Origin of the sequence: Vibrio sp. dhg, from assembly GCF_003443775.1 — a bacterium.
Taxonomy (GTDB): domain Bacteria; phylum Pseudomonadota; class Gammaproteobacteria; order Enterobacterales; family Vibrionaceae; genus Vibrio; species Vibrio natriegens.
The window spans coordinates 1,756,584-1,779,531 of the sequence record NZ_CP028944.1; the positions used below are offsets into that span (position 1 = coordinate 1,756,584).

Below are 22,948 nucleotides of genomic sequence, written 5' to 3' on the forward strand. Positions count from 1 at the left end.
GGGAAACCATGACACTAATTCGACTAGTGAGAATCAGCTTGTGTCTTACACTGGTGGTGATCATGCTCGGTGCTTATACTCGTTTGTCCGATGCTGGTCTAGGCTGCCCTGACTGGCCGGGTTGCTATGGTCATTTGTCGGTTCCTCATCACGAAGATGATGTCGCAAGAGCCAACTTGAATTTTCCTGATCGTGTGGTTGAACATGAAAAAGCGTGGCTGGAGATGATCCATCGTTATTTCGCCGGAACGCTTGGGATTGTGATTTTTGTTATGGCTGTTCTCGCATCACGTTCAGAACGCGTTAATGCTTCGATACCTTTTATGCTCTGTCTGCTGGTGGTAGGGCAGGCAATGTTGGGGATGTGGACCGTTACGCTCAAATTGATGCCGGTAGTCGTAATGCTTCATCTACTCGGTGGTTTTACGTTGTTGGCGCTGCAAGCGGTATTTCATTGTCAGCTTAAGGCGCAAGGCAATCTCTATTTTTCACCCTCCACCAATACGGTGCGTTTATTCTCTATGGTCGCATTTGCAGTGGTGCTCTTGCAGGTGCTGCTGGGCGGTTGGACTTCTTCAAACTATGCCGCTTTGATGTGTACCACATTGCCCATTTGTGAAGGCGATTGGATGAGTTACCTATCCTGGAAAGAAGCATTTTCATTGTGGCAAGCCGGATTCGAAAATTACGAGTTTGGTGTTTTGGAATATCCGGCAAGAATGACCATACACGTGAGCCATCGAATTGGAGCCATTGTGACGGCGCTGGTGGTTACATCGTATTGCGTACTTTTGTTCAAACAAGACTCTCATTACTCCCGGACGTCAGGCATGTGGATTGGCATTGTGCTTATCTGCCAGATCATGCTCGGCGTAAGCAACGTCGTGTTTCAGTTGCCTATCTACGTCGCAGTGGCCCACACATTGGGCGCTGCAATTATGTTGAGCTTGATTTGTGTGAGTCAATTCTACTTGTGGCAAGGAAAAACACAGTGGAGTCATCAAGCGAAAGGAGTTCGCTATGAATAAAGAAATTGCATTGTCTTTAGAGGGACAAAAGCGAATCGGTTCTACTTACCTAAAACTCACCAAGCCAAAAGTGGTCGCACTCATGCTGGTCACCGCTGTCGTTGGTATGAGCCTAGCTCCTGTGGCTGTTTTCCCTTGGCTACAAGCTGCGATAGGGCTAGTCGGGATCGGTTTGATGGCAGGTTCTGCTGCGGCATTTAATCATCTGATCGACCGTCATATAGACGCGCGAATGGCTCGTACTCATAAGCGTCCGTTGCCTTCTGGGGACACCAACCCGAAGTCTGTGGTGACATTTGCTGTTTGTTTAGGCGGAGTAGGGTTTATTCTGCTGTATGCTTGGGTAAACCCGTTGACCGCATGGATGACATTATTGAGTTTGCTTGGCTATGCGGTTGTCTACACCATGTATCTCAAGCGGGCTACGCCACAAAATATTGTGATAGCCGGCATAGCTGGTGCGATGCCACCACTATTAGGATGGACAGCGGTAACTGGCGAATTGCACGGTAATGCATGGCTTTTGGTGATGATTATATTCATCTGGACGCCGCCCCATTTTTGGGCTTTGGCGATTCACCGAGTGGAAGAATATCGTAAAGTGGATATCCCTATGCTTCCTGTAACGCATGGGATCGAATACACCAAAACCTCAATTCTGTTGTATTCCGTACTGCTTACTTTGGTATGTGTGATGCCAGTGTTAGTGGGGATGGTGGGCTTTATCTACTTATTTACCTCACTTCTTCTTAACGCAGGGTTTATTTACCACGCGTGGAAGTTGAAGTTTGCACCGGAAGAACGGAGCGCGATAGAAACCTTTAAGTTTTCTATCTACCATCTTTTTGTGTTGTTTATCGCTTTACTTGCAGACCACAACCTCAATTTATCAATGGTGTGAACCTTTGTGACATTCTGAATAGAAAAACGCCGGATTGTAGTCATCCGGCGTTTTTAATTTTTTTATTGAATTTCTAGCAACTCAATATCAAAGATCAACACACTGGCTGGTGGAATTGGACCCGAACCACCTTTGCCGTAACCGAGAGTGCTTGGTACGAACAGGCGAATCTTTTCACCTTCCACCATGTACTGAACACCCTCTTGCCAGCCTTTAATCACTTGGTTCAGACCGAATGAGATAGGCTCGCCGCGGTTTACTGAACTATCGAAAACCGTACCATCAATCAGTGTGCCATGGTAATGCACTTTTACTTTGCTTGTTGCTGTTGGGTGAACGTCACCCGTACCTTTCTCTAGCACCATATATTGCAGGCCACTTTCTGTTGTGATGACCCCGTCTTTCTTGGCGTTCTCTAGTAGGAATGCTTGTCCCTTGGCAAAGTTTTCATCGGCCACTTTATGGTTTGTCCAAGTGCGATAAATGAAAAATGCCGCAAGAACAAAAATAATAATAGGAAACAAAAATTTAGACACGTTGGCTCCTTGTCTATTTAGGTTGCTTTAGTAAGTAGTTAATTGTTTCAGCCATAGCTTCAATACTGTCATGACCGCCGCTAATTACCTGATATTTACCGTTGACGATAAAGGTTGGCACTGAGTTGATTTGCCCTTTAGTCGTAATTGCATCAGCATTGTTTATGTACTCGAAAAGCTGTTTTTGCTGTGCTTCGTCAAGTTGATAAGGGCTGATCAGGTTACGAGATTCAAACGCTTTTTCTACCGCTGCTTGGCGTTCATCAGCGGTGGCTTCAGGTGCCATTTGAACCGCAGCAAACAGGTCAGCCATAAATGCCTTATCTGGAGTCGCCTCTAGCTGCATTACCGCCGTATAGAAAATGATAGCGCTGATCTGAGCACTTTCGTTAAACGTAACATGCACTTTTTCAACGTCTTGCTCAGTCAGAGACTCAAGTTGAGGGACAAACTCTTCCATCGAGCGACAGTGACCGCAGGTCAGAGAAAAAGCTTCGGTAACAGGAGCGAGTTGGTACTCCTGAAGTGAGGCTGGCAGCACTTCATACTGTTTGCCTTGAAGCGGCTGTGAATTGCCGTTGTCACATGCTGAGAGTGCTGTCACTGCGGCAAAAAAAGCAAATCCTTTCAAAATGTTTTTGAACATATTAACGCTCGATTGAGAAATTTTCGCTAGTTTATCGGTTAACGATGACGACTAAAACCATTAAAACCGATTGTTACACTAAAGTGAGATGACAATGCCCAAATAGAAATCAAACTCGCTGCTAAAAGCATCACATGGCTGGCACGAACAGTGCATTTGTTTCGATGTTTTAATGTCATTTGACGTTATGCCTGATATTGAACTGACGAAAGCGCTAAAGACAATGCGTATTGAGTCGACATAATGAATAAGAGTTTTTCTACGTTGGGAACGGTATGAAGCAGTGGTTTTTAATTGTTTGTGGCATTCTTGGAGGATGCGGCAGTATCAGTCAAGACATAGTGCCTGGTGGGAACATGTTAGATACAGCCCCGAAGACGAACACAGAACTAAGACACCCTGAGTGGGGGTATGGTAATTCATCGAGTGTCATGAACATCGCTGCTCAGCCGACTACGAACGCTGCTGTGGACGAATCCTATTCCATAACTTCACTGGAGATGTTTTTAGATCGGCACAATATTGCCCATGAAACCATCAGTGGGGGACACTTGATGGTACGCTTGAAAGATCAAGTTCACTTTCAGACTGGTTCTGCCCAATTATCCGCACAATCTCAAGGCTGGCTGAGCAGTCTAGGGCACTATCTGGCAGGACGTACTGATGTTGACGTGGTGATCGATGGGCATGCAGACAGCACCGGGGCGGCAAGTTTTAATGACACATTGTCCGAACGACGAGCTCGCGAAGTTGAAAAGCAGTTGCTGGCAACCAGTATTCCACGTCAAAGAGTTTTCTCGCGTGGGTTTGGTGAGCATGCTCCCCAATGCAGCAATGCGACCGCCAGCGGAAAAGCATGTAATCGCCGTGTGGAACTGATGCTGATCGTCAGCGACTAATCGCCGTTATTTGTTCTGATAAATAGAAAAGAGGCACCAATGATTGGTGCCTCTTTTACATCCGCCAATGTTCTTAGGGGGAACTAGGCAAATTCTTTTTCAATATGTGCGACGATGTCTGAAGACTCGTAAAGCCACTGTGTCTCACCATTTTTTTCGATTCGAAGACAAGGAACTTTAATTCTACCGCCACCTTGCTCGAGATCTTGACGATGAGCAGGGTCGTTCTTCGCGTCACGTAGTTCGATTTTTACCGACTGTCGTTTCATTGCACGGCGAACTTTCACGCAGAAAGGACAAGCTTCAAACTGATAAAGCGCATATTGCTTCGCTTTGTCGTCAACGCTCATTTGTTCATTAGCATCACGCTTGATTCCACGAGGTGAAAAAACAGCGTTAAGCAATAATATGATTTTTCCTAAAAACCAACGAATAAACTTCATAATGAGTCCCTGATGTTCAAAGGATGATGTCCTTTACGAATACAATTACGACAAGTGTCGCGCCGGAGACGCAGTCTATCAGTTGTTTACTGTAGATAAAACCATGCTTTTTATATGGAAAATAGTCGTTTGAACCAACCTAAAAAGCCGCCACTTTTGGCTGGATTTGCTTCTCGTCCCAAATAAAAGCTACGCATCAACTCGGTTCTAAACGCGTCGACATCAATACGTTGAATCACCAGTTCATGTTGGAGCGTGTTCTGAGTTTGCTCTGCATGATCGTGAGCCAGGCTGAAATCCATATTCAGATACCCTTGCGTAAAGAGCCACAGGTGGGTAATCAGAATAAGGTCTTCAGCAGATTGATTGGTGAACTTGCTCGCGTGTTCGTCACCCACTGACTCACTGATCGCTATCTGCATTTGTTGGCTAGCGTGCGCGTTTTGCTCGTAGCTAGCACTAGCTTCAATGTGAGATTTAGTCAGCAATCCCAGCAGGTGAAGTGCCGGGGCTGTTGATGGCTTATTCTCACACACTCTAGTGAATAGCGCGTTCTGTTCGTCCAGCCAACGTTTCTTTGCCGTCTTATGCTCGGTTACAAAGGGAATCGTTTTGAATCCCATCTCTTGAAACAGTGTATTAAGTGGCGTCATGACTTTGCAGTTCCCTCACCGTTACTTCGATATGTTGATCGTTAATATCAACAAATATAGACGTACCAGTGATCATAACAGAAAGGCTTGCGCCACGGTCAAGGTGCTGACAAATTGTGTCAATGGAGTCGTAGTCAAAACTTTCTACGCTTACCGGAAGCATGGAAAACTTGCCTGATACTTTCTCCCACCATACCGAAGCCTTAGTGTTATAGCTGTAGACTTTGACTTGCTTTGAAAGGCGAGTGGCTTTTTTGATTCGATCTGCGTCTGGTTCACCGATTTCAATCCAGTGTTTGATGCTTTGATCGTCTTCGATGTGCCACAGGTCAGGCTCTTCAATGGTTGATAGCCCTTTTGTAAACTCTAAATCGCTCGTCGCATTGAGGCAATAAGCCAAGACGCGGGCGATCATACGTTGTGGTTTTTCTGAAGGGTGTAGAGCGATGGTCAGTTTGTGCGAATTATAATAATCGTTGTTCATATCGGAAATATCGATACGAAACTTATAAATGGTTGGTTTTAGCGCCATGTTGTTATCAGTGACCGGAAAGAAAATTTCGTTATAGATAAAAAAATAGCCAGCTTAAAAGCTGGCTACAGTATCAAATTCTTTAAGAATTAAAGTACTTTGATTTGCTCTGCTTGAGGGCCTTTTTGACCTTGAGAGATAACAAATTCTACTTTCTGGCCTTCAACTAGAGTACGGAAGCCGTCACCAGTGATTGCAGAGAAGTGAGCAAATACGTCAGGACCGTTTTCTTGTTGGATGAAACCGAAGCCTTTAGTTTCGTTGAACCACTTAACTGTGCCAGTAGCTGTGTTAGACATGTCTATTTTCCTAAATATCTAAATTTGTGTAATCTTTCGCCTCAACGGCGCTTATAGCGTGGAAAAATAAATTGCTATTGCGTACCACAGGACGACGGAGTTACAAGTAATCCAACGAAATGTGAAAACAAAGAACTTTCTTTCTAGCCGTGTTTGAGTCTAGGTTAAATACGATAAGAGTCAACAGATATTAGTACTTTAAGGGGAAATATTTGTATGCAGTCACTATTTAATCTGCTTGTTTTAGAGTAATTTTCAATTAAATGACGTCGCTGTGAATTTTTCACGCATAAAATTTAATTTACTCAATTAAATTGACTTATTTTTCTAATTATTGTCCAATCTGGCCCGACCATTAAGGAGGATTTATGGCAAAGTTAAAAGCTAGTCCTCAGTCGAATGAGTTTCAGCATGATACCGAATTCGGCAGAGGTAAAATAAAAGATAATGCGCTTAAAGCAGTTGTTACGAGTCAGTTATTTAAAACGAGAATCGTTAACGCCAAAAAAGGTAAAGGCAGCTTCAGTCGGAAAATGAAGCATAAAGGCGAAGAGCCCTATTCAAAGTACTCACATTGTGGATTTTGAATAGGGCTTTTTCTTTATCCTAATAACCTGCACTCAAGTTATTAGGTTTGATTCTGCATGATTATTGATGCTTGTTGATTCTCGTTCTTATTATCTATTTCGTCCTAATCTCACTACATATCACACACCTGAGTTTTTCTACTTCACATCACCTAAGCGCAATGAGTTCCTTGCTATACTCAATTGAATTTCATGTTTTTATTGTTATTTGTGTTGTCGACGTAAAGCCAATATGAGTGAGAGGAGCATTATGTTTAAAGCGTTTGTGATCCTGCTATGTATTATCACTTCACCGCTGGCTTTGGCGGCAACGGCATTTGAGATAGTTCAGAAGTCGGATCAAACCATGCGAGGTGAGTCGAGCTACAGTGAAGCGACGATGGAGATTATCCGGCCAGATTGGCGGCGCTCAATGACGATGAAGAGCTGGACTAAAGGGACAGAACTTTCGTTAGTGCTGGTGACCGCTCCAGCAAAAGATAAAGGCAGTGCGTCACTCAAACGTTATCGAGAGATGTGGAACTGGGTACCAAGTATTGAACGAATTATAAAGATTGCGCCATCGATGTTGAGCCAGTCGTGGATGGGTTCTGACTTCACGAATGACGATCTCATTAACCAATCCTCTATCGTCGTAGATTACCAACATACTCTACTCGGAGAGGATACCTTTGACGGAGATAAGGTTTGGCGGATTGATGCCTTAGCTAAGCCTGACGCGCCAGTCGTCTGGAATAAAGTCACCTTGTGGATTTCTCAGGCGACTTACTTACAGCGAAAAATCGAGTTTTATGATGAGTTTGATGATCTGGTTAATGTCATGACCACTTTTGATATCAAAACCTTAGGAGGAAGAAAGGTTGCTACCCGCCTGGAAATGCGTCCAGTTGATAAGCCGGGTAACCGAACCGTGTTGACTACGCATCAAGCCCAGTTCGACTTTAAGATTGATGATGACTTTTTCTCTCAACAGCAAATGAAGTTACTCCGGGATTAGGTCGTGTGCATGAGTAGGGAAGGCAATAGCGTATGCTGATGAAACTTGCTTGGCGAAATTTATGGCGGCAAAAACGGCGGACGTTACTAACGGCCACAGCATTGGCATTAGTACTTTTCCTTTCCCTGATAACACGCGCTTTTCAAGAAGGCAGTTATACGTCGAACATAAAAAATGCGGCAAAGTTCTATACGGGGTTGATCCAATTACAGAATCCAGATTTCAGCGATACCTTGAGTATTGATGATGTTTTGCCACAAACCGAGTCCTTTATCTCATCTGCGAAAGATAACCCAAACATTGATGTTGTTCTGCCAAGAGTTGAGTCGTTTGCTCTCGCTGCTAAAGATGAACATTCAAAAGGGGCTTTGGTGTTGGGAGTAGACCCCGAAGCCGAAGACGACTATTCCAGTATCAGTGACAAAATAGTCAAAGGCACTTACATCGCTGCGGGAGAAAATGCAGTGCTGGTTGGGGGACGTTTAGCCCAATACCTCCATTTAGACGTTGGTGATGAATTGGTTTTGTATGGCATGGGCTATCATGGGCAAACCGCAGCGGGCTTGTATCGCGTCGCGGGTATTTTGCATTTCCCGCTGCAGCAACTCGACTCTCAATTGGTATACATGCCGCTCGATACCGCTCAGGCTCTGTATTCCCTGGATAAGCAAGTGACAGCTTGGGTTCTCAATACCGAAAACTTACGTGGTTTATCGAGTGTTGTTGATCAACTGCGCCGGGATTATGGTCGAGACGTCGCGGTGAAAGACTGGAAGGCCTTATCACCTGAACTCTCGCAACAGATTGCGCTCGATAAAGCTGGGGGAATATTTTTAATTTATATCCTCTACGGCATTGTTGGGTTTGGCCTGTTTGCCACGATTCTGATGACCACGTTAGAAAGGCAGCGTGAGTTTGCGGTTATGTTGGCGACCGGGATGCTCAGAGGCAAACTAGTTTCTCTACTGGTTATTGAGTCTCTGTTTATATCGGTCATCGGCGTATTGCTTGGCTTGATGTTCAGTGCCCCGGTTTTGACTTACTTTTACTTTAACCCGATTGAAATTACCGGAGAGGCTGCTGAGGTGATGCTAGAAACGGGGTTTGAGCCAATCGTGCCTGTTTCGCTCGACCCGCATTTGGCAATGACTCAAATTATGGTTGTGCTTTTTATCCTCTTCTTATGTCTTTTATATCCTATGGCGCGCTTATTACGTCTTCCTATCGCAAGTGGTCTCAAAGGAGGCTCGCATGTTGATTAAGTTGGCGTGGCGGAACTTGTGGAGAAACAAGCTCAGAACATCAATCATGATTGGGGCAATGGTGTTTGGTCTGATGGGTGTGATTGCCATGATCGGATTTATGAATGGTTTGGTTGATAGCATGATCAAAAATGCGATTTCCTGGCAAACCAGCCACTTGCAGATCCATCAAAACCAGTACTTGGTTAACCCTGAACTGGAGCAAACCATTCCAGACGCTCATGTGATCGCGGCGACCTTAGCCAATCAGCAACAAGTGAAAGCGGTGGCTGAGCGTTTTCTTGTGGACGGAATGATCGCCTCTGCTCGGAGTACACGCGGTATTCGCATCAATGGTATCGACATTGTGCAAGAGCCATTAATCACGCCCTTGGCGCAACACATACAGCAAGGGCAATGGTTGGATGAAGACGGTAGAAATCCTATTTTAGTTTCCCAGAAAACTGCCAAGAGATTAAATCTGCGTGTCGGTTCCAAAGTGATTGTGACGCTTTCCGATATTAATGGGGATGTCTCGGGAGCGGCGTTTCGCGTCAGAGGGATATTTAAAACACCGTCGAGTACGTTTGACGATGGTAATGCTTATGTGCGCAAAGCAGATTTAGAGAAAGTCGCCGGGTTAAAAGGCGCTAACGAAATTTCTATCCTTCTTAATTCAAACGACGAGAAAGTGTTAGAGAAAACAAAAAGGTTTACACAGACGCTGCTATCTAACACAACGAAAGATCATTTAGTGGTGAGGAAGTGGGAAGAAATACAGCCTTTACTCTCTACGATGATGAGTTCCATGGACATTTCGAATCAGGTCATGCTGGTGGTGTTTGTGTTGGCGATGATGTTGGGCATCATCAATATCATGCTGATGTCAGTATTCGAGCGTACCAGAGAATTTGGCGTGCTGATGGCTGTGGGTATGCAGCAACACAAAATCCGCTTACTTATCATTTTAGAGACGCTGTTTCTCGGGCTGTCGGGCTGCATGTTTGGATTGATAGGAAGCGCCATCATGCTGAAAATTTTGAGTATCACAGGGTTGTCGCTTAGTGGCCTTGCCGACGGGTTAGGTGCTTATGGTGTGGATACCTTGCTGTTCCCAAGAGTGTCTTTTTATGAGTACCAGATGATCATTGTGGCGATTTTTGTCGCGAGTCTGTTTGCTGCTTGGTACCCGTCGCGACAAATACTCAAACATCGACCTGTGGATGCCATGGCGGAGAAAACTTGATGACGATTAAACTCGAACATTTAACCAAAACCTACAATCCCGACAGTGATTTTCCGGTGCATGCTGTTAAGAGTGTCGATTTGGAAATCAAACAGGGGGAGTTTGTCGCTATTATGGGGCCGTCTGGTTCGGGAAAAACCACGCTACTCAATATGCTTGGTGGCATTGATGCACCGACTGCAGGTCGAGTGGAAATTGATGGTTGCCTTATTTCCGAAATGTCGGAAAAAGAGCTGATCGCATATCGCAGGGATAACATTGGCTTTATCTTTCAGGACTACAGCCTATTGCCTGTGTTAACGGCATTAGAAAATGTCGAGTTCGTAATGCAACTTCAGGGGAAAAGTGAAAGAGAGTGCCGCGAGCGTGCTTCTTCATTACTTGAGCAGGTTGGATTGGCTGAGCAAATGCATAAACGCCCGAGCAAAATGTCGGGCGGGCAACAACAACGTGTGGCCGTCGCACGAGCACTCGCACCTAAACCTCGCTTTGTTATGGCGGATGAACCAACGGCTAATTTAGATGCGAAAAGTACCGCAGAACTTCTCGATATCATGGAGCAGTTAAGTGAACAAGAGGGCACGACGTTTATCTTCTCCACACATGATCCCAGAGTGATCAAGCGGGCGCATCGAATTATCGTTTTTGAAGATGGGCGTTTAGCGAGAGATTTCAGTAATATTGGTAATCATGCGGAGAGATCTCATGCTTAGGTGGAGGTCAAACGGTTCAAAGCCGAATATCAAAGTGAGTCGCTATCTAGCGTTGAGTTTACTGTTTCTAAACTCGCAAACTTCCGCCTCGATTCCGGGTGTCGAGCCAGAAAAAGCATGGGACTTCGATGGTTATATCAAGTACATGGCCACTTATAACATTCCGGATAGTCACAGTAATACACTCGATCACTTGATTCATAATCGCTTCAATCTTGAATATCGATTCTCACCAGACTGGCGTATTAATGTTGGGATGAGAAACCGTGCTTTGTGGGGTGATTCACTCGATTTCGACCAATATGCAGATCTGGTCGCATTGGATAACGGATACTTTGATCTGAGCAAAAACTGGCGAGATGACAGCGTAATTCTCAATACTCAGTTTGATCGACTTTATATCACCTGGCGTGAGGAAGACTGGAGCGCAACGGCGGGTCGTTTTCGTGTCAATTGGTCGATGAACACGATCTGGAACCCAAACGATATCTATAATGCTTACTCTATTTATGACTTTGATTATGAAGAGCGAGCGGGTACCGATGCGCTAATGGTAAGCAAGAAGCTAGGGTTTGCCGATGGCATCGATTTAATTTTCGCGCCAGCGGAGTCACCAGATAAGAATAGTATTTCGCTACGCTACTTTGCTAATCAATCAGGCTGGGATTATCAGGTGATTGCTGGGCGGACAAACCGGGACTTTGTACTTGGAGCTGGGTTTGCAACCGACATCCACGAAGCGGGTTTACGTGGTGAGTTATCCTGGTTTGATCCGATAGAAAAGCAATACCAAGGCGAATTGACTCAATCATCCATGGTAGGAAGCCTTGAATCGGACTACAGTTTTGGAGGAAAACGCAGCTGGCTTGGTCGTGTGGCGTGGTTATTCATTTCAGAGCCAGTTGATGCTTCTAGCGCCATCGCTTATCTAAACTTACCTCTCGATGCGAAAACCCTCAGTTTTACCCAGCACACACTTTATGCTGATTTAAGCTTTGATCTGACTTCCCTTAATCGCCTGATGGCATCCGTAAGTTATTACGATGATGGCTCTTATTTTGCGGGTCTTTCGAGTAATTACTCACTTGCTAATGACTGGCAGTTACTCACGGTTGTTCAATGCTTTACCGGTGAAAGTGACAGTTTGTTTGGTGAGACGCCTGCGACACTATTGTTTGCGAACATTCGCTACAGTTTCTAGCAAGCGCATTCATCTAGTCATTGTCTCTAAATACTTTTGTTAATAGCAAATAAAACCTTGTTTTTATGGCGTTTTCATCCCTTAGGGTTAATCTTTTTGTAAAAGTCGTTATATTTGTGGTTCATCGTTAAAAGGAGTTTATGGATGAACCTTACGATTTCAGGAAAGTTACAGCTGAGTTTTATGTTGTTAGCTGTTCTTTTTATTGCGTCTGCGATCTTTACTTATCGAAATATCACTACCGTCGAGCAGCATGTCTCTTCGTTGCTTGCTTCCGATCTGCCGACAGTGGATACCAGTAGAGGTATTCAGCAATCTGTTCAGGCTTCATTATCTTCTATCCGTGCTTATATGCTACTCGGGGCCAATGAGACGACCGGAGCACAATTAAGTCAAGATGTACAAAATATCATGGTTTCCACTGATGAATCTTTGCCAACTTTGCAAGCGTTGATCCCTGAGCAAGACTTTCTCACAATCCAAAGTCAATGGGGGGCAATGAAAGCCTCTCTGAATACATTGCTTAAGTTAAGTCACAGCGAAGAAAACCTACCAGCACACAATTTATTTATTAACGAAGCCGCCCCGATTGCTGAAGTGGCACTGGATCAGATCCAAAGCTTGATAAATGAAGAGTCAGGAAACCAGTTTGGTGGTGAACGTAAGCGACTTTTCAAAGTCTACGCCGATAGTTACACGTCACTTGCGAACGCATTATCGGCATTGCGTGACTTCCTGTTGTACGGCCAGCAATATCACCTTGAAAAATATCAGGACCTTATCAAGTTCCATAATCAATCCGTCGCTGAAATTGATGGCAAGCTCGACATGCTCTCAGACAACGACAAGTCGTTATGGGCATTGTTCAAAGAGATGCAAGCGCTTTACTTTCCGCTCGCCGAGGAGGTGATTTCATTGCGACGTTCTCCAGAATGGAACGAAGCTAATCTTCTGATGGCGAACGAGTTATTACCAGCAGCCAACGCACTCGACGAAAGTTTAGAGTCCATCGTATCTGTTCAACAACGTCGGGCAAGTCAAAGTGGTGATGGCATCAGCCAGTCGATTCAAAATGTACTGACTTCAGTACTGATAGCGGCAGTATTTGTAATTATTGCTGCCGTCGTGATCTCAAAATATATGGGCAACACGATTGGTCGCAGAGTGAAAAACTTATCACAGCGTGCGCAGACCATCGCCTCTGGTGATATTTCGCAACCTCCGCTTAACGTTGTCGGAAATGATGAACTCGCCGTCCTTACCGAGTCTATCAACCGAATGAATGAATCTCTGGCCAATATCGTTGTAGGTGTAAGCAGCAAAGCGTCGCAAGTTGACAGCAACATGGTAGCGTTACTGGAGTCCGCTCAGGTTACATCAACCAATGTAGAGAGGCAGCAAAGCAACATCGTTGAAATGGGACGTCAACTTGAAGAGATCGCTATTGCCGCTAGAAATACTCTTGAACAAGCACACCAGTCTGTACAAAAACTGTCTGATTCGAAAGGTGAAATAGAGCAAGGTCGTGATGCGTTAGAGCAGAATAAAGGGACGATGGAAAACCTGCATGGCAGCATTGAAAACGCAAGCTCTCGAGTAATGCAGCTAAGTAAAGAAAGTGATGCAATTGGTCGGGTGACCGAAGTGATCGAAGGTCTCGCAGAGCAAACCAATTTATTGGCGCTGAATGCAGCGATAGAAGCAGCAAGAGCTGGAGATCAAGGTCGAGGCTTTGCAGTTGTCGCGGACGAGGTGCGAATGCTGGCAACCAGAACCACGCAATCTACTACGGAAATAAACGATATCATCCATGCTATTCAACGCTCAACACAGTCGGTTGTTCAGGAAATTGAGCATAGTCAGTCACTGGCAGAAACTGGTGCAGAACATATTGAGAATGCAGTGACCAAGTTAATCTCGACTACAGAGCAAATCAACTCTTTAAACGGACAGATGGCTGAACTGGCTGCAGCGGCTGAACAACAATCTCACGCCACCCACTCAATTACGGGATTGATGGATGAGATAACGCATTCCGTTAATGAGGTGTCCAGCAACAGTCATCATGCTTCTAAAACTTCGCTTCAGGTTAAAGAGCAGGTAACAGAGTTGAATCAACAAATGGCAGCGTTCAAAACCGTATAACGATTCAACCCATCTACACATACTTAAACAGCAGCCCAACCATTTACTCTTTGTCGTTAAGTGGTTGGGCTTTTTTATGTGGCTGCGGTCACTATAGAATTTACTTATCAAAGCTATAGCCAGAACCGAATTTCGTTACTCAACGCTTCGATCTAATATAACTCCATCAGCAGAAATCACTGCAAATAAATTTTTAATTACATACAGGAGCAAGATATGAGCACACAAGTAAGCCTAATTGGTCTAGATCGCGAACACTCTGAGCAACTAGCACAACAGCTGAACCAGCTACTTGCCCATTACCAAGTGTTGTACATGAACACACGCGGTTATCACTGGAATATCAAAGGCCATCAGTTTTTTGAGCTACACGTGAAATTTGAAGAAATTTATACCGACCTGCAAGTAAAAATCGATGAACTGGCAGAGCGTATTTTGACATTAGGTCACACGCCAGCACATGCATTCAGCCACTATCTGGAATCAAGTGAAATAAAAGAGCACCAAAACGCAACATCGGGTGACGATTGCGTCAAAGGTTTGGTTGATGGCTTCGGTATCCTTCTGCTTAATCAGCGTGCAATTCTATTCAACGCTGGCGAGGCGGGAGATGAAGGTACGGCTGCATTGATGGGCGACTACATTCGCGAGCAAGAAAAACTGATGTGGATGCTTAACGCTTACCTTCAATAAGGCGTGAATAAGAATCGGGAAATAAGACAAAAGAGCACTGAGGTGCTCTTTTTTTATTTTTGTAAAGTGGGCTAACTGCTTTGTCTTAAAAGGGATGATTCTAAGTAAATCAACAGATCAGTGAGCTCTTTTACCGCAAGAGACGCGCAAGAGTGGAACTCAGTTAAGTTTCCATGATGGACAAGACAAGAGGGCATTTGTGCGTTATAAGCCGCTTGTAAATCATATAAGTAGTCGCCGACGTAAAGTACTTCATCGGGCATCAACCGCCACTCTTTTGCTAAAACTTGCAAAGACAAAGGGTCGGGTTTTGGTGGGTAGCATTCGCGCGTGATCACTCGCTCAACTTCGATTTGGTTATGCTCAAGTTTACGTTGGGTGGCAATCAGGCAATTACGTGTCACGATGGCTGTTTTCATCGCTTTTTGATTCAGGAAAGCCAAAAGTTCGTGACAGCCTGTCATGGGTGCAGATTGCTCGGCATCGGAAATTTCGTGATCAAAAATCACATTGTGTGCATGCTCTTTGTGGTGAGGATGTTCCAGTTTTTCTACAAAGTCTAATAAGTCTTCTGACTGTGGACACCCTAGTTGTTGGCGCAGAACTTGAAAGTTCATATCGGAGCTCACAAGGGTGTTATCTAAATCAAAAATAACGGCTTTAATTTTATCGACGACTAGTGGAAAAGGAACCATTCTGACCTCATGCATACTGTTTAAAGTATCTTTAAAACAACAGCTTAATTATAAGCTAAATTTGATTTACTTCTGCTCCAGACGAAATATTTTCCCGGTGTCGGTCGAAAAATAGAGATAACCATCGGGACTGATCGTGACGTCTCTGATTCGCTCGCCAAGATCGTCCATCAAGCGCTGATATTCGGTCAGTTTTCCATTCTCGATAGAAACCACATTGAGGTGCGTTAGTTTAAGAGCTCCTGCAACGATTTTCCCGTTTAGGTCAGGGTACTTGTCGCCACGGTATACCACTAAGTTACTTGGGGCGATAGAAGGGATGTAAACCAGTTTGGGATCTTCCATACCCGGCAGGGATTTCGCTTCGCCGACATCAAGCGGACCCCAATATTCTTTTCCTTGGGAGACTCTGGCCCAGCCGTAGTTCGAGCCTTTCTTTATCAGATTAATCTCATCGCCTCCTCTTGGGCCGTGTTCGATTGACCAAAGCTGATTCGTCGCTTGGTCGAAGTACAAACCTTGAGGATTACGATGACCATAACTCCAAATCTCAGGCTTTACGTCAGACTCAGTGAAAGGGTTGTCTGCCGGGACAGTGCCGTCCAGATTTAAACGTAGAATTGACCCTGCATGAGTTTGTCTGTTTTGCCCGTTATCACGATCCCCTCGATCCCCAATCGAGAAGTAAACTTTATTATCGACAAACGCTATACGGCTACCAAAATGACGTCCGGTATCAGTAATCGCATCAGCAACAAAAAGGTCTTTCCATTGTGTCAGTTGATTGTTGTGTAAAGTCGCGGTCGCGAGCGCCACCGTGTTTCCTTTGCTGGTTCGCTTACTGTAGGTAAAGAAAAGCGTTGGCTGGGTTTTATCTGTATTGGGTGCGAGGGCAACGTCAAGTAAGCCCGCTTGACCAGTCGTACTCACGCCTGAGACTGAAAACAGTTTTTCACGTTGACCCGATTCGACATTCAGCAAAGAAATGGTACCGTTTTTCTCGTTAACGACGGCCTGCTTCTCATCGATAAATTCTATTCCCCAAGGAACATTGAATCCATTCGCCACTTCCTTTGCCTCATAGTCGGCAGCATGGCTGGAAAAGGTAAAACAAACGAGCAGGGTGGTGATAACGGTTCTCATGGCGGTGTCCAATTTAAAGCGTGTCTGTATTTAAAGCTAACACTGAATTCCTATGTTTGTTAGGCGTTAAACTGTATACAGATGTAAAAATCCCCGACACGAGATCGGGGATTGTATGACGTTGCGAGAGTGAACTCTGATTCGATTACATTGCCGCTTCGAATATTGCAGAGATCTCTTCGTGAGTCGCTTGTTTAGGGTTAGTGAAACCACACGCGTCTTTAAGTGCGTTATCAGCCAGCGTTGGAATATCTTCTAGTTTCGCGCCAAGCTCCTTGATGCCAGCAGGAATACCCACGTCTTTCGCTAGTGTAACGATCGCGTCGATCGCGGCTGCTGCACCTTGCTCTGCTGACATGCCTTCCACGTTAACGCCCATTGCTTTCGCCACATCAGTCAGACGTTCAGGGCAGACTTGCGCGTTGTAGCGTTGTACGTGAGGAAGCAGGATGGCATTACACACACCGTGTGGTAAATCGTAGAAACCACCTAACTGGTGAGCCATTGCGTGGACGTAGCCCAGTGAAGCGTTGTTAAACGCCATACCCGCCATAAACTGCGCGTACGCCATTTGTTCACGAGCTTCCAGATTTTCACCGTTTTTCACTGCTGTGCGCAGGTGCGCTTGAATTAACTCAATCGCTTTAATCGCAACGGCATCCGTAATTGGTGTTGCCGCAATAGAAACGTACGCTTCAATAGCGTGAGTCAGCGCGTCCATACCCGTTGCAGCAGTCAGAGACGCTGGTTTTGCAAGCATTAACTCAGCGTCGTTTACTGAGATCAATGGCGTGGTGTGCTTATCTACGATTGCCATCTTAATGTGACGTTCTTCATCGGTGATGATACAGAAACGAGTCATTTCCGATGCAGTACCCGCAGTCGTATTGATGGCGATAAGTGGCAGCATTGGTTTTGCAGATTGATCAACACCCTCGTAGTCAGAAATGTGTCCACCGTTTGCAGCCACAAGTGCGATACCTTTCGCACAGTCGTGTGGTGAACCACCGCCAAGTGAGATTACAAAGTCACACTCGTTTTCTTTTAATAGTGCTAAGCCGTCGTTAACGTTGTTAATCGTTGGGTTTGGCTGAGTGCCATCGAACACTACGGTTGCGATGCTTCTTTCGTTAAGAAGGCCTTGAACCTGCTCAACCACACCGATTTGGTTAAGGATTTTATCGGTAACGATCAACCCTTTTTTAAAGCCTTGTGATTGAATACTGTCCGCGGCGTCTTTAAGACAGCCTGCGCCCATAAGGTTTACCGTAGGGATAAAAAATGCACTAGTCATATTGGATTGCTCCGTCGTTCTTTATAAGTTGTTATTAATTGGGAATTACTGTCGCACACCTTTTTCGGGTTCCAACTTGATCCAGAACAAATTAAGCCAGTTGGGACTCGTTTCACTACAGGAACTGTGACAGCGATCTTGTTGCACAGCATGTAGGTGCAACATAAATATAACGTAGCTTAAATATGAAACTAGTAACGTAAAAAATTGTTAATAATGAAGATCTATTGATGATTTATATCTAAATTAGACTAAAGTATAAGAAATCCCCATTGATATTAGATTTATCAATGGGGATGAAAGAAGTGTTTTTAACTTATCTATCAATAATTATGCTATTTCGACAAGTTTAGATACGAGTTTTTCGATGCCTGAAGCTGCTTGAGAGATATTCTCGGCTAACATATAAGCCGGTGTAGAAAGAACCTTATGTTGCTCATCAAAAACAAACTCATCAACGGTACATTCGATGTGCTCACCACCCATTTGATTAAAGGCGGCAGAAGTCGCTTCATCATTGCCTATTGTTCCTTTTACACCCTGCTCATAAATCATCGGGATAATGATAGGTGCGATGCAAAGATAAGCTGCGGGTTTGTTGGCATGAGCAAATGCACGGCAGGCTTGAGCAACGTGTGTGTTGATTGAGCATTCCGCCCCAGATACCGCAAAGTCAGTTAGGTTTTTTGCTGCGCCAAAACCACCAGGTAGAAGTAAAGCGTCGAAATCTTCGACATGCAATCGCGCCACATCTTCAATATTTCCTCGCGCAATGCGTGCTGATTCCACCATTACGTTCCTGGTCTCATCCATTTCCTCGCCAGTCAGGTGATTGATTACATGCAACTGGTCGATATTAGGAGCGAAACAATGCCAGCTAGCGCCTTCTTTCTCAATAGCGTGGAGTGCCAATACAGCTTCGTGCAACTCTGTTCCATCATAAACACCAGAGCCGCTGAAGATAACCGCAATTTTTTTCATTTGAGAGTCCCTTTAGTCTGAGTATTCTGTCTGTTGCTCTTGCATTTACAGACTGATTATCCTCCACAATTTCACTTGTGAGTTCTTTTCATCATAGTCGCTGACTAAAAAGGGGTTAAGCAGAATTCGTAAAAAGTGTTTTATATTTGTTTCAAACTCGTAACGGAATAATTTCTATACTGATTTTTTATAAGATTGTCTGTTGTAGCCGCTCCTTTTTGCGTTAATCTGATGGCTACTTTCGCATTCATAAGCTGTAGGTCACATGAAATCTGCGCAATTTCAATTCACTCTTTATGGTTGTATCGCCATTATTTCCTGGAGCTGTTTACTGGGTATCGCCAGATTGGTGACGGAAAGCCTGGGAACAGTCGGAGGGGCGGCCATGTTGTATTCTGTCAGCTCTATTTTTCTAATTATTGTGGTAGGTATTCCAAAGCTATCTTACTTTTCTCCGAAGTATCTTATTTTAGGCGGAGCGATGTTTGTCTGTTATGAGATCTTTCTTGCTCTGGCGTTAGGGTATTCAAACTCACGAGCTCAGGCGATAGAAGTGTCCATCGTAAATTACCTCTGGCCTGCATTGACGGTGTTATTTGCGGTGTTAAGCAGTAATAAAAAGCCAAGCTGGTTACTTTATCCAGCCGTAACCCTAGCGTTCTTAGGCGTTGCGTGGACGGTGAGTGGGGATTACGGTTTATCAGTGCAGCAAATAATAGACAACGTTAACAGTAATCCATTGGTTTACTTTATGGCTCTGACTGGCGCAGTGATCTGGGCGGTATACTGTAACCTGACTCAAAAGCAACAGTCCAAACACAATGCGATTACGCTGTTCTTTATTGCCACGGCTGTGTCTTTGTGGGTGAAATTTTTAGTAACGGATCAACCAGCAATGACTTTCTCTTGGTCTGCAATGGGCTACTTGCTAGCTTCTGCGGCTTTGATGGCGGGAGGCTATGGGTTGTGGAACATTGCGATTGTTGGCGGAAATATGGTGTTTCTTGCGACGCTCTCTTACTTCACACCAATCTTTTCGGCTCTGTTTTCTTCCGTCATTCTCGGAGTGACCTTGAGTCAGAGCTTTTGGCATGGTGTGATGATGGTAACGGTTGGCTCATTATTGTGTTGGCTAGTCACAAAAGAGAAACGAGCCTCTGCAGTGGAAGAGAATATCGACCCCGTAAATACAAAAAAGCTCCCAAATTAGGGAGCTTTCTTTATTTGTTCTAAGCGACGTTTAGCTGGAGCTGCAGCTTGAATCTGTGCTTCGACAAGCGTGTTGTTAGCTGTTTACGCGTCTTCTCCAACGTATCCAACTCTAGCGTGTCATCGTCGACATGCAGATCGATATTCACTCGTAGCTCTTGTCCAACTTTGGTGATGCCAGCAACTTTTAGCTGGTGGTCTGATACTTTCTCGATCTCTAGTACATCGTTACCAACCACCTGACAAAGCTCTTTGCTCGGCGTCATCATCAGCAGCTCGCGTAGTGCGCCACATAACATATCAAACGGTACTTTTAAAAAGTAGAAGCCCATCAAAAGCATCATCAGTGGATCAGCATAAGCGGCATATTGAGCGAATGGAGACAGCGACACCAACCACGCGGCCACAAAACCTACCGTGACAGCAACACTTAACAAGGTGTCCATTTGCCACTGTTTTGTCTCTGCTTCGATTAGACCTGATGAGTAGTTTCGGCTTCTTTTCGCCATAAACCACCATGCGTAACCACAACCCAAAACGTTTACAACACCAAAGATTGTCGCAATAGACGCATCGACTTCTCTACCGCCTGTCATCAGTGCGGAAATCGCAGAGTAAAGAGAAAATAGCACAACAATCAAAATAACTGTTGCCTTGATCGCAATAACGATTGGCTCTAGTACGGCTTTACCAAATGGAAACACTGACTTCGATGGTTTGCTAATGTAATAAGAGGCTGCCAGTGACAATAATGTTAACAGTAAGCTGACTAAAGAGTAGACACCATCAAAAACGATCACAATTGAGCCAACAAGCAAGCCTAGTACCATACCACCAGCAGCGAAGCCTGAAGCTAAAAGGGCTGAAATGGTTAAAATATGGTTTTCGTTTCTGCTTGTCCTGACACACATGAGATATACCTTGTAGTTTTTGTTCCGCTATATTCTTTGCTTACAAGGCTATTTAGGCAACCAGAATTTGACCAGTAACTTGTTGAGTGAGAGGGGTTTGAAATATTTTATAATAAAAACAATATGATACAGCAGGATCTTACTGTCACAAAAATTGACACTCAGTGCAAAGTGTTTAGAAGTCAAATAAATAATCGCTGAGTTTGTCCGCTAACCACGTCATAGCAGGGTGTTCAATTTGACCATTTGTAGAAAACATACAGTAGTCTTCTTGTGTTAAACCGTAGGTGTGTTTAATTACCGCCAACTTTTGTTGACGTAGATAGTGACGAATTAGGGGCTCAGGTAACACGCCCCATGCATCTTCTTCTAGGATGGTGTTTAACATGTAATCAAAACTTGAGAAGCCGATGTAGCGTGTTGAGAAAGGCTGTAGTTCTGGGTTGTCTTTCTCATTTAAGTAAACCATCAGCGCTTGCATTTGGCTGCGCAGCTCTTCATCCGATACGCGACGCATTTTGCTTAACCGGTGATCGGCGCTGCACACAGACATCATGCGTATTTTACCTAGTGGGTTATAGACGATATGGGGATCGTCGACTCGCTCGTAATCAACACCAAAAGCAAAATCCACTTGATGCGTGCTCACCAGGTTGGCTAAGTCACCACTTGATGCGAGGATGATGTTAAATGTGGTGGAAGGGTAACGGTTGTTCAGCTTGTGTGATAAGTCTTGCCACAGGTCGTCGGGTAGGGAGTCGTCTCGTGCAACCCATACCTCGGCGTTGAAACCCTCTGAAATTTGGCCACACGTTTTGCGAATACGTTGTGCTATCACCAAAAGGTACTCACAGTCTTTGTAAATCGCTTTTCCCGCTTCAGACAACGTGAGTTGATTGCCTGTTCGGGTAAACAATTCGACATCGAGATCCTTTTCCAACGCTTTTATCGACATGCTGAGTTTGGTTCGGTTACAGTCCAACTGCCTTGCAGCTTCGGACACCGATCCACAATCAGCGATAGTACAGAAGGCTTCTACTTGCGTTAAGTTCATGATTTGACACAACCGAAAAGTAATTTGAAATCAAAAGGGATACGGTACAGGTCGATTCCCAAAGCTGTGAAAGGTTAACGAAAAAAACACGATTTCGCCAGATAAGTCTATGGTCTTTTTGTGGTTTTGGGGTACCCTATACCAAGTATGCGTTGATATAGGTCTGACGCTCAAAAGAAGTCAATCATTGTTAGACTTCTTGTGTCACGCTAAAAGTGGATTGCGCTTTGTCACAGGGAAGAACAGTGTTCTCCCATCAATTCAAGCACTTTCGGCGTCACACGGTGAGATGTGAGATATCAGAAGTGAACATGGAGGCCACGATGGCACAAGATTGGGACGGCTTAGCAAAGAGTTGGGAATCAAATCCCGCAACCACGCAATTTGCTCAGTCAGTGTTTGAACAGTTACAACAGTTAACTCAGCTTGATGGCATTAAAGTATTAGATTTCGGATGCGGAACCGGGCAGTTAAGCCAGTTATTGTCTCCATTGGTTAAAGATATCGTGGCACTAGATTCATCTGAAGAGATGATCGAAGAGTTAGATAAAAAAGAGCTGGCGAATGTCGAGCCAGTTGTTGATACCTTATCTCGAGGTCTTGTTGCGCAGCATCCTGCGTTCCGTGGGCAATTTGATTTGGTCGTTGCATCATCAGTTTTATCCTTCTTGGATGATGCCGATTCAGCATTAAGCATTGCGCATTCATTACTTAACCACGGTGGTCATTTCGTTCATTTTGATTTTGTATCAGAATCCGGACAAGATGGCTTTACAGAGGCGAGTTCAGAAGCTGCCCTCATTAAAGCGGGCTTTACTGAAGTAGAAACAAAGAATGTGTTTGAAATCACATCAGATGGTAAATCGATGTCAGTAATAATGGGTGTTGGGCGCCGTTAATC

24 protein-coding genes and 1 pseudogene are annotated in these 22,948 nt (G+C 44.6%); 13 read left to right on the forward strand and 12 right to left on the reverse strand.

Annotated elements, in window-relative coordinates; translation table 11 throughout:
* Positions 1–8 precede the first annotated feature (8 nt).
* Entirely contained in the window at positions 9–1,028 is a 1,020-nt protein-coding gene (locus DBX26_RS23570; RefSeq protein ID WP_118121075.1) for a heme A synthase, read from the forward strand.
* A complete protein-coding gene (gene cyoE, locus DBX26_RS23575) occupies positions 1,021–1,929 on the forward strand; it encodes a heme o synthase (protein WP_118121076.1) in 909 nt (302 codons plus the stop codon). Before DBX26_RS23570 ends, cyoE begins: the two co-directional genes overlap by 8 nt.
* Before the next feature lie 62 nt (positions 1,930–1,991).
* Here cyoE and DBX26_RS23580 read toward each other — a convergent pair whose 3' ends face one another.
* Both DBX26_RS23580 and DBX26_RS23585 read right to left on the reverse strand, forming a co-directional pair.
* Positions 1,992–2,465, reverse strand: a complete 474-nt coding sequence (locus tag DBX26_RS23580) for an FKBP-type peptidyl-prolyl cis-trans isomerase (protein ID WP_020335296.1) — start codon at positions 2,463–2,465, stop codon at positions 1,992–1,994.
* A gap of 13 nt (positions 2,466–2,478) precedes the next feature.
* Positions 2,479–3,111, reverse strand: a complete 633-nt coding sequence (locus tag DBX26_RS23585) for a thiol:disulfide interchange protein DsbA/DsbL (RefSeq protein ID WP_065298293.1) — start codon at positions 3,109–3,111, stop codon at positions 2,479–2,481.
* Positions 3,112–3,665: 554 nt separating this feature from the next.
* On the opposite strand from DBX26_RS23585, the gene DBX26_RS25695 reads away from it, so the two are divergent.
* Positions 3,666–4,010, forward strand: coding sequence for an OmpA family protein (locus DBX26_RS25695; protein ID WP_237708186.1), 345 nt, complete (start codon positions 3,666–3,668; stop codon positions 4,008–4,010).
* Between the two features lie 83 nt (positions 4,011–4,093).
* Here the strand turns inward: DBX26_RS25695 and DBX26_RS23595 are convergent, their stop codons facing one another.
* The 4 genes from DBX26_RS23595 to DBX26_RS23610 form a co-directional block, all read right to left on the reverse strand.
* The gene (locus DBX26_RS23595; RefSeq protein ID WP_020335293.1) at positions 4,094–4,453 is read right to left on the reverse strand and encodes a glutaredoxin; all 360 of its coding nucleotides are present in this window, start codon (positions 4,451–4,453) and stop codon (positions 4,094–4,096) included.
* Positions 4,454–4,563: 110 nt separating this feature from the next.
* Positions 4,564–5,106: a hypothetical protein gene (locus tag DBX26_RS23600; protein WP_020335292.1), complete on the reverse strand. Its 543-nt coding sequence runs from the start codon at positions 5,104–5,106 to the stop codon at positions 4,564–4,566.
* A complete protein-coding gene (locus DBX26_RS23605) occupies positions 5,093–5,638 on the reverse strand; it encodes a YaeQ family protein (protein WP_118121077.1) in 546 nt (181 codons plus the stop codon). Before DBX26_RS23605 ends, DBX26_RS23600 begins: the two co-directional genes overlap by 14 nt.
* A gap of 89 nt (positions 5,639–5,727) precedes the next feature.
* Positions 5,728–5,937, reverse strand: coding sequence for a cold-shock protein (locus DBX26_RS23610; protein WP_005375625.1), 210 nt, complete (start codon positions 5,935–5,937; stop codon positions 5,728–5,730).
* A gap of 368 nt (positions 5,938–6,305) precedes the next feature.
* On the opposite strand from DBX26_RS23610, the pseudogene DBX26_RS23615 reads away from it, so the two are divergent.
* The 8 genes and pseudogenes from DBX26_RS23615 to DBX26_RS23650 all read left to right on the forward strand — a co-directional run bounded on the left by DBX26_RS23615 (position 6,306) and on the right by DBX26_RS23650 (position 14,760).
* Positions 6,306–6,547: pseudogene (locus tag DBX26_RS23615) on the forward strand (alternative ribosome-rescue factor A).
* 227 nt (positions 6,548–6,774) lie between these two features.
* Positions 6,775–7,521, forward strand: coding sequence for an outer membrane lipoprotein-sorting protein (locus DBX26_RS23620; RefSeq protein WP_118121078.1), 747 nt, complete (start codon positions 6,775–6,777; stop codon positions 7,519–7,521).
* A 32-nt stretch (positions 7,522–7,553) separates the two neighbouring features.
* Complete coding sequence (locus DBX26_RS23625; RefSeq protein WP_118121079.1) at positions 7,554–8,783, forward strand: ABC transporter permease; 1,230 nt, start codon at positions 7,554–7,556, stop codon at positions 8,781–8,783.
* On the forward strand, positions 8,773–10,008 hold the full coding sequence (locus DBX26_RS23630; protein WP_118121080.1) for an FtsX-like permease family protein: 1,236 nt from the start codon (positions 8,773–8,775) through the stop codon (positions 10,006–10,008). The genes DBX26_RS23625 and DBX26_RS23630 overlap by 11 nt, the downstream gene beginning before the upstream one ends.
* On the forward strand, positions 10,008–10,721 hold the full coding sequence (locus DBX26_RS23635) for an ABC transporter ATP-binding protein (protein ID WP_014234627.1): 714 nt from the start codon (positions 10,008–10,010) through the stop codon (positions 10,719–10,721). The genes DBX26_RS23630 and DBX26_RS23635 overlap by 1 nt, the downstream gene beginning before the upstream one ends.
* Positions 10,714–11,922 (forward strand): hypothetical protein, encoded by a 1,209-nt coding sequence (locus tag DBX26_RS23640; RefSeq protein ID WP_118121081.1) that lies wholly within the window; start codon positions 10,714–10,716, stop codon positions 11,920–11,922. The genes DBX26_RS23635 and DBX26_RS23640 overlap by 8 nt, the downstream gene beginning before the upstream one ends.
* 144 nt (positions 11,923–12,066) lie before the next feature.
* On the forward strand, positions 12,067–14,067 hold the full coding sequence (locus DBX26_RS23645; protein WP_118121082.1) for a methyl-accepting chemotaxis protein: 2,001 nt from the start codon (positions 12,067–12,069) through the stop codon (positions 14,065–14,067).
* A gap of 216 nt (positions 14,068–14,283) precedes the next feature.
* Entirely contained in the window at positions 14,284–14,760 is a 477-nt protein-coding gene (locus tag DBX26_RS23650) for a Dps family protein (protein ID WP_118121083.1), read from the forward strand.
* A 71-nt stretch (positions 14,761–14,831) separates the two neighbouring features.
* Here the strand turns inward: DBX26_RS23650 and DBX26_RS23655 are convergent, their stop codons facing one another.
* The 4 genes from DBX26_RS23655 to elbB all read right to left on the reverse strand — a co-directional run bounded on the left by DBX26_RS23655 (position 14,832) and on the right by elbB (position 18,873).
* Positions 14,832–15,455, reverse strand: coding sequence for an HAD family hydrolase (locus tag DBX26_RS23655; RefSeq protein WP_020335284.1), 624 nt, complete (start codon positions 15,453–15,455; stop codon positions 14,832–14,834).
* 66 nt (positions 15,456–15,521) lie between these two features.
* A complete protein-coding gene (locus tag DBX26_RS23660; RefSeq protein WP_014234622.1) occupies positions 15,522–16,598 on the reverse strand; it encodes a PQQ-dependent sugar dehydrogenase in 1,077 nt (358 codons plus the stop codon).
* Between the two features lie 145 nt (positions 16,599–16,743).
* Positions 16,744–17,892 (reverse strand): L-threonine dehydrogenase, encoded by a 1,149-nt coding sequence (gene yiaY, locus DBX26_RS23665; protein WP_118121084.1) that lies wholly within the window; start codon positions 17,890–17,892, stop codon positions 16,744–16,746.
* 330 nt (positions 17,893–18,222) lie between these two features.
* Entirely contained in the window at positions 18,223–18,873 is a 651-nt protein-coding gene (gene elbB, locus DBX26_RS23670; RefSeq protein WP_014234620.1) for an isoprenoid biosynthesis glyoxalase ElbB, read from the reverse strand.
* A 265-nt stretch (positions 18,874–19,138) separates the two neighbouring features.
* Here elbB and yddG point away from each other — a divergent pair, with 265 nt between their 5' ends.
* Positions 19,139–20,083, forward strand: a complete 945-nt coding sequence (gene yddG / locus DBX26_RS23675; RefSeq protein ID WP_118121085.1) for an aromatic amino acid DMT transporter YddG — start codon at positions 19,139–19,141, stop codon at positions 20,081–20,083.
* Between the two features lie 19 nt (positions 20,084–20,102).
* Here the strand turns inward: yddG and DBX26_RS23680 are convergent, their stop codons facing one another.
* Both DBX26_RS23680 and DBX26_RS23685 read right to left on the reverse strand, forming a co-directional pair.
* On the reverse strand, positions 20,103–20,993 hold the full coding sequence (locus DBX26_RS23680) for a cation diffusion facilitator family transporter (protein WP_014234618.1): 891 nt from the start codon (positions 20,991–20,993) through the stop codon (positions 20,103–20,105).
* Between the two features lie 175 nt (positions 20,994–21,168).
* Complete coding sequence (locus tag DBX26_RS23685; RefSeq protein WP_014234617.1) at positions 21,169–22,047, reverse strand: LysR family transcriptional regulator; 879 nt, start codon at positions 22,045–22,047, stop codon at positions 21,169–21,171.
* A 245-nt stretch (positions 22,048–22,292) separates the two neighbouring features.
* Between DBX26_RS23685 and DBX26_RS23690 the strand changes: the two genes are divergently transcribed.
* Positions 22,293–22,946: a class I SAM-dependent methyltransferase gene (locus DBX26_RS23690; RefSeq protein ID WP_367947065.1), complete on the forward strand. Its 654-nt coding sequence runs from the start codon at positions 22,293–22,295 to the stop codon at positions 22,944–22,946.
* Positions 22,947–22,948 lie beyond the last annotated feature (2 nt).

Coding starts and splice junctions, on each gene's coding strand:
- DBX26_RS23570 (WP_118121075.1), top strand. CDS start 9: ATGACACTAATTCGACTAGTGAGAATCAGCTTGTGTCTTACACTGGTG.
- cyoE (WP_118121076.1), top strand. CDS start 1,021: ATGAATAAAGAAATTGCATTGTCTTTAGAGGGACAAAAGCGAATCGGT.
- DBX26_RS23585 (WP_065298293.1), bottom strand. CDS start 3,111: ATGTTCAAAAACATTTTGAAAGGATTTGCTTTTTTTGCCGCAGTGACA.
- DBX26_RS25695 (WP_237708186.1), top strand. CDS start 3,666: ATGGTACGCTTGAAAGATCAAGTTCACTTTCAGACTGGTTCTGCCCAA.
- DBX26_RS23595 (WP_020335293.1), bottom strand. CDS start 4,453: ATGAAGTTTATTCGTTGGTTTTTAGGAAAAATCATATTATTGCTTAAC.
- DBX26_RS23600 (WP_020335292.1), bottom strand. CDS start 5,106: ATGACGCCACTTAATACACTGTTTCAAGAGATGGGATTCAAAACGATT.
- DBX26_RS23605 (WP_118121077.1), bottom strand. CDS start 5,638: ATGGCGCTAAAACCAACCATTTATAAGTTTCGTATCGATATTTCCGAT.
- DBX26_RS23610 (WP_005375625.1), bottom strand. CDS start 5,937: ATGTCTAACACAGCTACTGGCACAGTTAAGTGGTTCAACGAAACTAAA.
- DBX26_RS23620 (WP_118121078.1), top strand. CDS start 6,775: ATGTTTAAAGCGTTTGTGATCCTGCTATGTATTATCACTTCACCGCTG.
- DBX26_RS23625 (WP_118121079.1), top strand. CDS start 7,554: ATGCTGATGAAACTTGCTTGGCGAAATTTATGGCGGCAAAAACGGCGG.
- DBX26_RS23630 (WP_118121080.1), top strand. CDS start 8,773: ATGTTGATTAAGTTGGCGTGGCGGAACTTGTGGAGAAACAAGCTCAGA.
- DBX26_RS23635 (WP_014234627.1), top strand. CDS start 10,008: ATGACGATTAAACTCGAACATTTAACCAAAACCTACAATCCCGACAGT.
- DBX26_RS23640 (WP_118121081.1), top strand. CDS start 10,714: ATGCTTAGGTGGAGGTCAAACGGTTCAAAGCCGAATATCAAAGTGAGT.
- DBX26_RS23645 (WP_118121082.1), top strand. CDS start 12,067: ATGAACCTTACGATTTCAGGAAAGTTACAGCTGAGTTTTATGTTGTTA.
- DBX26_RS23650 (WP_118121083.1), top strand. CDS start 14,284: ATGAGCACACAAGTAAGCCTAATTGGTCTAGATCGCGAACACTCTGAG.
- DBX26_RS23655 (WP_020335284.1), bottom strand. CDS start 15,455: ATGGTTCCTTTTCCACTAGTCGTCGATAAAATTAAAGCCGTTATTTTT.
- DBX26_RS23660 (WP_014234622.1), bottom strand. CDS start 16,598: ATGAGAACCGTTATCACCACCCTGCTCGTTTGTTTTACCTTTTCCAGC.
- yiaY (WP_118121084.1), bottom strand. CDS start 17,892: ATGACTAGTGCATTTTTTATCCCTACGGTAAACCTTATGGGCGCAGGC.
- elbB (WP_014234620.1), bottom strand. CDS start 18,873: ATGAAAAAAATTGCGGTTATCTTCAGCGGCTCTGGTGTTTATGATGGA.
- yddG (WP_118121085.1), top strand. CDS start 19,139: ATGAAATCTGCGCAATTTCAATTCACTCTTTATGGTTGTATCGCCATT.
- DBX26_RS23680 (WP_014234618.1), bottom strand. CDS start 20,993: ATGTGTGTCAGGACAAGCAGAAACGAAAACCATATTTTAACCATTTCA.
- DBX26_RS23685 (WP_014234617.1), bottom strand. CDS start 22,047: ATGAACTTAACGCAAGTAGAAGCCTTCTGTACTATCGCTGATTGTGGA.